Origin of the sequence: Sphingomonas sp. Ant H11 (assembly GCF_000797515.1) — a bacterium.
GTDB lineage: Bacteria > Pseudomonadota > Alphaproteobacteria > Sphingomonadales > Sphingomonadaceae > Sphingomonas.
In genome coordinates this window covers 1-8,899 of sequence record NZ_JSBN01000135.1, presented here as the reverse complement: position 1 = coordinate 8,899, position 8,899 = coordinate 1, and the positions used below count along the sequence as shown (strand labels likewise).

The 8,899-nt window shown below is 65.7% G+C and carries 7 protein-coding genes and 4 pseudogenes; 5 read left to right on the top strand and 6 right to left on the bottom strand.

Translation table 11 applies throughout. The annotated features are described in order from the left end of the window. The 3 genes and pseudogenes from NW75_RS19255 to NW75_RS26940 form a co-directional block, all read left to right on the top strand. Nucleotides 1–187, top strand: a pseudogene (locus NW75_RS19255) (heme exporter protein CcmB); the annotation flags it as partial. A gap of 118 nt (nt 188–305) precedes the next feature. Further along, nucleotides 306–770: pseudogene (locus NW75_RS26945) on the top strand (glycosyltransferase); the annotation flags it as partial. 208 nt (nt 771–978) lie between these two features. Beyond that, entirely contained in the window at nt 979–1,410 is a 432-nt protein-coding gene (locus tag NW75_RS26940; protein ID WP_231565329.1) for a glycosyltransferase, read from the top strand. On the opposite strand, the gene maiA is transcribed toward NW75_RS26940, so the two are convergent. The 6 genes and pseudogenes from maiA to pyrE form a co-directional block, all read right to left on the bottom strand. Beyond that, complete coding sequence (gene maiA, locus NW75_RS19245; protein WP_033966930.1) at nt 1,394–2,032, bottom strand: maleylacetoacetate isomerase; 639 nt, start codon at nt 2,030–2,032, stop codon at nt 1,394–1,396. The genes NW75_RS26940 and maiA overlap by 17 nt on opposite strands. After that, on the bottom strand, nt 2,029–3,102 hold the full coding sequence (locus tag NW75_RS19240; RefSeq protein ID WP_033966928.1) for an AI-2E family transporter: 1,074 nt from the start codon (nt 3,100–3,102) through the stop codon (nt 2,029–2,031). Before NW75_RS19240 ends, maiA begins: the two co-directional genes overlap by 4 nt. Then, nucleotides 3,099–4,013: pseudogene (lepB, locus tag NW75_RS19235) on the bottom strand (signal peptidase I). The gene NW75_RS19240 and the pseudogene lepB overlap by 4 nt, the downstream one beginning before the upstream one ends. Continuing rightward, nucleotides 4,010–4,435: a holo-ACP synthase gene (gene acpS / locus NW75_RS19230; protein WP_033966927.1), complete on the bottom strand. Its 426-nt coding sequence runs from the start codon at nt 4,433–4,435 to the stop codon at nt 4,010–4,012. The pseudogene lepB and the gene acpS overlap by 4 nt, the downstream one beginning before the upstream one ends. Nucleotides 4,436–4,619: 184 nt before the next feature. Then, complete coding sequence (locus tag NW75_RS19225; RefSeq protein WP_033966926.1) at nt 4,620–5,348, bottom strand: pyridoxine 5'-phosphate synthase; 729 nt, start codon at nt 5,346–5,348, stop codon at nt 4,620–4,622. Continuing rightward, nucleotides 5,345–5,926 (bottom strand): orotate phosphoribosyltransferase, encoded by a 582-nt coding sequence (pyrE, locus tag NW75_RS19220; protein WP_033966935.1) that lies wholly within the window; start codon nt 5,924–5,926, stop codon nt 5,345–5,347. Before pyrE ends, NW75_RS19225 begins: the two co-directional genes overlap by 4 nt. 208 nt (nt 5,927–6,134) lie before the next feature. Here pyrE and coxB point away from each other — a divergent pair, with 208 nt between their 5' ends. Both coxB and ctaD read left to right on the top strand, forming a co-directional pair. Beyond that, the gene (gene coxB / locus NW75_RS19215) at nt 6,135–7,178 is read left to right on the top strand and encodes a cytochrome c oxidase subunit II (protein WP_033966933.1); all 1,044 of its coding nucleotides are present in this window, start codon (nt 6,135–6,137) and stop codon (nt 7,176–7,178) included. 3 nt (nt 7,179–7,181) lie between these two features. Next, a pseudogene (ctaD, locus tag NW75_RS19210) lies at nt 7,182–8,842 on the top strand (cytochrome c oxidase subunit I). Nucleotides 8,843–8,899 lie beyond the last annotated feature (57 nt).

Below are 8,899 nucleotides of genomic sequence, written 5' to 3'. Positions count from 1 at the left end.
GCTGCGCGGCGCGGGCTCGGTCGCGGGGCTGGTAATGCTGCCGCTGGCCGTACCGCTGTTGATTTTCGGCGCGGGGTCGATGGAGGGCGGTGTCGGCGCGATCAAACTGCTCGGTGCGGTCAGCCTGATGCTGCTGGCCGGCGCGCCTTTCGTCGCGGGTGCGGCGATGCGCGGAGCACTCGAGTAAGCGAGCCGTCGGCGGCCCCAGGTGCCGGGTTGCGCCCTTCCCAAAAATTCTGAAAAAACTGTCATGCGCGACGGGCCGGGAAACATTTGCGACAAAGCAACGTTACACAAACCCAACGATGTTAAGCCCGCGCCCCCCCGCATCGCATATCCTCGCCTACGCCCAGACCCTTGATGGGGGCGGGGTCGAAAAGGCGCTGCTGCGGCTGGTCCGTAGCTGGAGCGAAGTGGGACGACGCGTAACGCTGGTCCTCGGGGACGTAACCGGGCCGCTTTCGCGCGACCTGCCTACCGGCATAGAAACACGCATCCTCGGACGGCACTCTATGCTTGGCATGGGTGCCATTGCCGCGTTGACCGAGGAAATCGCGCCCGACATCCTGTTTTGCCCGGGCAACCATTATTCGGCACTGGCCGCGTGGACCAAGATGCGACTCGGCCACCGCTGTCCGCCGATCGTGGCGAAAATCTCCAATGCCCTGGTACGGCGCGATCACGGCGCAGCCTTTGCCGCCGCCTATCGCACCTGGCTGCGCTGGCATCCGCACTTTGTCGACGAACTGGTCGCAATGAGCCCGGCCATGGCCGACGAGGCACGGATCGAAATGGGTGCGCGACCGGAGATGCTGCACGTCATCCCCAATCCGCCGCTGCGTCCGGTGCTTGGCGCGAGCATCCCCGCCTTGCCCAACGGGCGCTTTCTCCTCGGAGTAGGGCGACTCGCCCCGCAAAAGGCGCTGGGACCGGCTGATCGACGCTTTTGGTCAGGTAGCGCAACGCGATCTGGCGCTGGTGATCATCGGCGAAGGCGGCGAGCGCGCCGCGCTCGAAGCGCAAGTTGCTCGACTTGGCTTGGAGGGCCGCGTGTTGCTGCCCGGCCATGTCGCCGATCCGACACCGATTCTGGCGCGCGCGGCGGCGCTGGCGCTAGTGTCGGATTTCGAGGGGGTGCCGGGCGTGTTGCGGGAAGCGCTCGCCGTCGGCACGCCGGTGGTGACCACCGATTCAAGCGTCGCCGTGCGCGAAATCGTGACCCACCCGTCGCTCGGCAGCATTGTTCCGCCGGGCGATGGTGTGGCGTTGGTGGCAGCGCTCGACGATTGGTTGGTTCCCGGGCGCGCACGCCCGACGCCTGTGCCCCAGCCGGGCGAAAATGCCGCTGCCGCCTATCTCGATTTGTTCGACCGCGTCGTGCTGGATCGCCGGGTCAAGCTTGCGGCTTGACGCGATCGGGATGCGCCGCGGCGATCTCGGCGACGTTTGAGGCTGCGGTGTCGGCAGCGAGCAGTCGCGGGAAAGCGTCGAGCGACACCGAAAAGCGCCGCGCATTATAAAGCTGCGGCACCAGGCACACATCGGCGAGATTCGGCATATCTCCGCCCAAAAAGGGCCCGGGCACATCGGCGGTCATCGCCTCCAGCGCGGCAAGGCCTTCGACCATCCAGTGCACGTACCACGCCTCGCGCGCGGCCTGATCTGCCCCGAACTGGCTGGTCAGCCGGTTGAGCACGCGCAAATTGTCGATCGGGTGAAGGTCGGCGGCGATCACCAGCGCCTGTGCCAGCACCGCCGCCCGTGCGACCGGGTCAGCCGGAACCATGGGGGGCGCTTTGTGGATGGCGTCGAGATAGTCGATGATCGCTAGGCTCTGCGTCAGCACCACCGTTCCGATGTCGAGCGCGGGCAGCAGCCCCTGCGGGTTGCGCGCCAGAAAGGCCGCCGACCGATGCTCACCCTGCGTCAGGTCGACCGCGACCCGTTCATAAGCGACGTGTTTCAGGCCAAGCGCGATCCGCACGCGATAGGAAGCCGAGGAGCGCCAATAATCGTAAAGGACCGGCATCATGCCTTTACCGCCGCTTCGTCCTCGCCTTCCGCCTCCGAGCTGCGCTCCAGCGCGACCTTGATCATCGCGGTCAGCGGATCGGCCAAGGTCAGCCCCAACACGCCAAACAGCGTCCCCGCCAGAATCTGCATCGACAGCGTCAGCGCGGGCGGCAGATCCACCGTGCGCCGCGCCACCATCGGGATGACGACATAGCCATCGAGCGTCTGGATGAAGACATAGATGGCGATCGCCCAGAAGCCGGTGTGCATCCCCGCACTGAACCCGACCGCGACCATCAGCACGCCGCTGGTGATCGCGCCGATATTGGGCACGAACGCCAAAATCCCGGTGATGATGCCGAGCACCAGCGCCATCGGCACGCCCGCCAGTGCGAGCGCAATGCCCGTCATCACGCCTTCCAGCGCCATACCGAACAAGCGCCCGGCCAACAGCCGCCGCATCGTTGTCGCCATCTGCTCGATCGTGCCGGCGAAGCGCGCGCGCTGGTCGCGCGGGATCAGCCATTGCAGCCCGCTTTCATACAGCCGCGGCTCCATCGCGATGAACAGGCCGATCACCAGCACCATCACCAGGCTGGCAAGGGCCCCGAAGGCGATACCGAGATAGGAGGTGAGCTTGCCGAACGAGCCCAGCGCCTGTTGCGCGATGCCATTAAGGTCGGCCTTGCCTGGCATGATGCCGATGCGCGACGCCCAGTCCATCAGCTTGGTCGCTTGCGTCATCAAGGTGCTGCGCAATTGCTGGACCTGTTCGGTGATGCCCGCACCCGTCAGGTACATCACCCCGACGATGAAGGCGACGGTCAAAACCACCACGATCAATAACCGCCACGGTCGCCCGATCGGCAGCACGCGGCGCAGCAGCCGCACCCCGCCGTCGAGCATCGAAGCGAAGACAAGCCCGCCAAAGATGATCAGCAGCGGCTGTACCAGCAGCACCGCCAGCGCGATCGCCCCCGCAAGCCCGAGCCAGATCGTCGCGCGCTTCAGCTCCTGCCGCACGAAGGGATCGCGCAGTTCGTTGGGGGCCGGTTCGCTGACCAGTTCAGGCTTTGCACCCTGGCTCATTTATCGCGCTCGGCATGGAGCGAGGTGCCGGCACGCCCGCCCCGGAAGGATTGGCCCCAGGTCAACGGATTCCAGCTCCCCAGCCCGGTCTTGGAAAAGGTGATGAACTCGGCGCGACCGCCGAGATATTCCCACGGCACCGGCCCACCCAGCCCTTGTTCGGCCAGGCTGAAGCGGCTGTCGGCACTGCGATCGCGATTGTCGCCCATCAGGAAGACATGCCCCGGCGGGATCAGCGTTTCGGGGTAGTTATCGCCCGGCGACGGCCCCAGATCGACCGTCTCATAATGCCGCCCGTTCGGGAGCGTTTCGGTGTAGAGCGGCAAGCGGCAATAGCTCTTGCCGTCCGCCCCGGTGTGGAGCGCGCCGGGATATTGCAGCGGATCGCAGGTCACGCCGGGTTCCGACACCAGCGGCGCGCCACCATAATTGGGAATGTCGACATAATGCAGCGGCCCGCGCTTCAGCGGCACGCCGTTGAGGATGACGATGCGTCGCGCACCGCGATGCGGTCGCCCGGCAAAGCGATGAGCCGCTTGATATAGTCGGTCTCGGTACCCGGCGGCGTGACGATCACGACATCGCCCCGCTCGGGCAGCTGCCCAAGCAAGCGGCCATGAAGGAACGGCAAAAACGTGGAAGGTCGGCGAGACAAACGACCAGCCATAGGGAAATTTGCTCACCACCAGCTGATCGCCGACGAGCAGACCCGGCAGCATCGATTCCGACGGGATATAGAAGGGCTTGGCGATGAAGGTGTGGAAGCCGAGCACCGCCAGGATCAGCCACAGGATGCCGCGCAGTTCGGACGCCCAATCGGTCTTGCTTGGTTTGGCGGCGGAGGCGGTGGCGCGCTCGCTTTCGCCGGGCTCCCCGGCTTCGGTCGTGCTCAGCGCCAAGTCGTCCTTCATGTCTCGTCCTTCGGGCGCTCAGCCACTGCGCGCGCTTCAATGACGACCAGCGCCTGTGCCCAGGGATGGTCGTCGGTCATCGTCAAATGTACCACCGCGACGTGGCCGTCGGGCGTCAACGCGTCAAGCCTCGCCTTGGCCCCACCGGTCAGCAGCAAGGTCGGCGCGCCCGAGGGCGCGTTGACCACGCCAATGTCCTTCATGAACACACCGCGCTTGAATCCGGTGCCGACCGCCTTGGAAAAGGCTTCCTTCGCGGCAAAGCGTTTGGCCAGCGTGCCCGCCTTCGTGAACGGACGTCGCGCCGCCTTGGTGCGCTCCACATCGGTGAACACGCGCTGCTCGAAGCGGTCGCCGAAGCGGTCAAGCGATGCCTGGATCCGCTCGATATTGCACAGGTCGGAGCCGAGCCCGATGATCATACCGAATTCCCCTCCCGCGTGCGAGTTTTGGGTGAGCAGCGCCCCGCCCTGCTCAGGCTGTGCCGGGGGCACAGCCGACCCAAAACTGGGTTAGGGGAGGGGTGTAGCATCGCCGTAACGCTTGTCGGCGCAGGCCCTCCCCCACCCCCTCCCGCAAGCGGGAGGGGAGAAGGTACGCCGCCGATCACCGCGCCGCGTCCATCGCCGCGCGCATCTGCTGCACGCTGGTCGCCAACCCGACGAACAGCGCCTCGCCGATCAGGAAATGCCCGATATTGAGCTCGCGCACTTGCGGGATCGCCGCGATCGGCGCGACATTGGCATAGGTCAGGCCATGCCCGGCATGGACTTCGATCCCGTTGCGCGCCGCCAAAGCCGCCGCATCCGACAAACGGCGCAGTTCGACCGCCTGCGCTTCGCCCTCGAGCTCGGCATAGCGCCCGGTGTGCAGCTCCACCACCGGCGCGCCCAGGCGAATCGCCGCGTCGATCTGCCGCGCATCGGGTTCGATGAACAGAGAGACGCGGATGCCTGCCTCGCGCAACGCCGCCACCAACGGTGCCAACGTGGCGAACTGCCCCGCCGCATCGAGCCCGCCCTCGGTGGTCCGCTCCTCGCGCTTTTCGGGCACGATGCACGCGGCGTGGGGGCGGTGCCGCAAGGCGATCGCCAACATCTCGTCGGTCGCCGCCATTTCCAGGTTGAGCGGGATCGTCAATTCGGCTGAAAGGCGCGTAATATCGTCGTCGGTAATGTGCCGCCGGTCCTCGCGCAGATGCGCGGTGATGCCGTCTGCCCCCGCCTCCGCCGCCAGCAACGCCGCGCGCACCGGATCGGGATAGCCCGACCCACGCGCATTGCGGACGGTGGCGACGTGATCGATGTTGACGCCGAGGCGGAGCGGGGCGCTCACGCCGCGCGGCTCCCGGGCTTGATAGCGGGGATCGCCGCCAGTTCCGGCGGCAGCGAATCGGCGGCGTAGGTCGGCACGTCGAGCCGGATCAGCGGGAAGAATGGCACGCCCAGCTCGGCGGTGCCGTTCGAACGATCGACCAGAGCCGCCGCCGCCACGGTTTCCCCTCCCGCCCGGGCGATCGCCGCGATCGCCTCGCGCGAGGACAGGCCGGTGGTCACGACATCCTCCATCATCAGCACCTTGGTGCCGGGCGCGAGGCGGAAGCCGCGCCGCAGCTCGAACACGCCCTCGGGCCGTTCGAGGAACATCGCAGGCACCCCCAGCGCGCGCGCCATTTCATGCCCGGCGATCACACCGCCCATCGCGGGCGACACCACGGCCGCAATGCTGTCGCGAATCTCGACGGGAAGGCGGGCAGCCAGCGCCGTTGCCAGACGGCTACCGCGCGCCGGGTCCATCAACACGCGCGCGCATTGCAAATAGCGCGGCGAGCGCAGGCCGGACGAAAGGATGAAATGCCCCTCCAGCAACGCCTCGGCGGCGCGGAATTCGGCCAGAACATCATCGTCGGTCATCGTGGTGGTCATCGTTTCTGATCCTGCGGAATGGGACGCCTGATTAGGGTCCGGGGGGCGGCGGTGCAACGATTGCGCCAAAAAAGGTGCCGCGCGGCTTGAGGCCCCGGCATCCCCTGCGTATAGACACCAGATAGAGGGCACATATCTGCCCCGTCCGGCCCCGCACGATCGGGGCGATTGATAGGGGTAGACGCAGGGGATGCACATGATCGGGATCAAATCGATCGTACTGGCAGCTGGGCTCGCGATGCTGAGCGTCGGCGCGGCGCAGGCGGCACCCGCTGCGCCAGCCGCGAAGCCGGTGGCGGCCGCACCCGCCACACCCGCCGCAGCAGTGTCGCACGATCCCATGCTCGCGGTCGACGGCGCGCCGGCCATGGCGATCGACCCCAAGGTCGGCCAGCCGGTCGATGGTCTCATCACCATCCAGCCGCAGGTCACCCCCAATGGGCAACAGGCGCTGTGGTTTCACAACACGCTGCTGATGCCCGTCATCACCGGCATTTGTATCCTGGTGCTGGTGCTGCTCGGCTGGGTGGCGCTGCGCTACCGCCGCGCGGCCAATCCGGTTGCGTCCAAGACCTCGCACAACACCATCCTGGAAGTGTTGTGGACCGGTATTCCGGTGCTGATCCTGCTAGGCCTCGCTCTGCCGTCGATCGGGCTGCTGCAGGCGCAGTACAAGCCCGCGCCCAAGAATGCGGTGACGCTGAAGGCGATCGGCAACCAATGGTATTGGACCTATCAATATCCCGACCATGGCGGGTTCGAAATCACCTCGAACATGCTCAAGGAAGCGGGCGAAGTCGGCAAGGGCGAACGCGCGCGTACCGCGATCGACGGCCCGCGCCTGCTCGCCACCGACAATCGCGTCGTGCTGCCGGTCGGCGTGCCGATCCGCTTGATTACCACCGCCAATGACGTGATCCACAGCTGGGCGATCCCCGCCTTCTGGATCAAGCTCGATGCGGTGCCAGGGCGCCTGAACGAAACCAGCTTCACCATCAACAAGCCCGGCGTCTATTTCGGCGTCTGCTCGGAACTGTGCGGCGCGCGGCATGGCTATATGCCGATCACGGTCGAGGCGGTCAGCCCGGCAGTGTTCGCGCAGTGGGTCAAGGCCAAGGGCGGCACCATGCCCGGCGCGGCCCCCGCGCCGGCCGCACCCCCCGCTGCCGCCACCACCGCTTCGATTGCCACCCCAGGCGCAGCGGCTCCCGCCGCCGCCGTCGTCACCGCTGGACAATAAGCCATGACCGACACCGCCCTCACCCCGAGCGCCTTCGAGGCGCATCACGATGATGCCCATGCGCATGACACGCATGAAATGTCGTTCTTCGCGCGCTGGTTCATGTCGACCAACCACAAGGACATCGGCACGCTGTACCTGATCTTCGCGATCGTCGCGGGGATCATCGGTGGCGGCATTTCGGGCCTGATGCGCGCCGAACTCGCGCAGCCGGGCATTCAATATCTCGGCTATTGGGCGAGCTTCCTGCCCGGCGGCGAACAGGGCCTCGATCATTCGCTGCACCTGTGGAACGTGCTGATCACCGCGCACGGCATCATCATGGTGTTCTTCATGGTCATGCCCGCGATGATCGGCGGCTTCGGCAACTGGTTCGTGCCGATCATGATCGCGCGCCCGACATGGCCTTCCCACGGATGAACAACATCTCGTTCTGGCTGCTCATCCCCGCCTTCACGCTGCTGCTCGCCTCGCCCTTCTTCGGCGGCGCCGGTAACGGCTGGACGCTCTACGCGCCGCTCTCGACCTATGGCGAACCTGGCCCCTCGACCGACATGGCGATCCTCGCGCTGCACCTGGCGGGTGCCTCGTCGATCCTCGGTGCGATCAACTTCATCACCACCATCTTCAACATGCGTGCGCCGGGCATGACGCTGCACAAGATGCCGCTGTTCGTGTGGTCGGTGCTGGTCACCGCCTTCCTGCTGCTGCTCTCGCTGCCGGTGCTGGCTGCGGCCATCACCATGCTGCTGACCGACCGCAATTTCGGCACGGCCTTCTTCGATCCCGCAAAAGGCGGCGACCCGATCCTGTACCAGCATCTGTTCTGGTTCTTCGGCCATCCCGAAGTCTACATCATGATCCTGCCGGGTTTCGGCATCGTCAGCCAGGTGATCTCGACCTTCTCGAAAAAGCCCGTCTTCGGCTATCTCGGCATGGCCTATGCCATGGTCGCGATCGGCGTGGTCGGCTTCGTCGTGTGGGCGCACCACATGTTCACCACGGGCCTCAGCGTCAACACCAAGATGTACTTCACCGCCGCCACGATGGTGATCGCGGTGCCGACCGGGATCAAGATCTTCTCGTGGATCGCGACGATGTGGGGTGGTTCGCTCAGCTTCAAGACCCCGATGCTGTGGGCGATCGGCTTCATCTTCATGTTCACCGTCGGCGGCGTTACCGGCGTCGTGCTCGCCAATGGCGGCATCGATGATTACATGCAGGACAGCTATTATGTGGTGGCGCACTTCCACTATGTGCTGTCGCTGGGTGCGGTCTTCTCGCTCTTCTCGGGTTTCTATTACTGGTTCCCGAAAATGTCGGGCCGGATGTACAACGAATTCCTCGGCCAGCTGCATTACTGGATCTTCTTCATCGGCGTGAACCTGCTGTTCTTCCCGATGCACTTCCTCGGCCTGCAGAACATGCAGCGCCGCGTGCCGGATTACACCGATGGCCTCGCGCATTGGAACTGGGTCGCCAGCATCGGCTATGCGGTGATGGCGGTCGGCATGGGCGTGTTCTTCGTCAACCTGATCTGGTCGCTGCTCGCGGGCAAGAAGGCCGGTGACAACCCGTGGGGCGAAGGTGCGACCACGCTCGAATGGACGCTGTCGAGCCCGCCGCCTTACCACCAGTTCGAAACGCTGCCCCGGATCGATTGATTATGGGGTACCCCTCTTCCCCTCGCGGGAGGGGGGTACTTCTTTATTCCCCTCCCG

Bases quoted from the DNA above. Each gene is read 5' to 3' on its own strand.
- maiA (WP_033966930.1), bottom strand. From the start codon at position 2,032: ATGATGCCGGTCCTTTACGATTATTGGCGCTCCTCGGCTTCCTATCGC.
- NW75_RS19240 (WP_033966928.1), bottom strand. From the start codon at position 3,102: ATGAGCCAGGGTGCAAAGCCTGAACTGGTCAGCGAACCGGCCCCCAAC.
- acpS (WP_033966927.1), bottom strand. From the start codon at position 4,435: ATGATCATCGGGCTCGGCTCCGACCTGTGCAATATCGAGCGGATCCAG.
- pyrE (WP_033966935.1), bottom strand. From the start codon at position 5,926: ATGACCGACGATGATGTTCTGGCCGAATTCCGCGCCGCCGAGGCGTTG.
- coxB (WP_033966933.1), top strand. From the start codon at position 6,135: ATGATCGGGATCAAATCGATCGTACTGGCAGCTGGGCTCGCGATGCTG.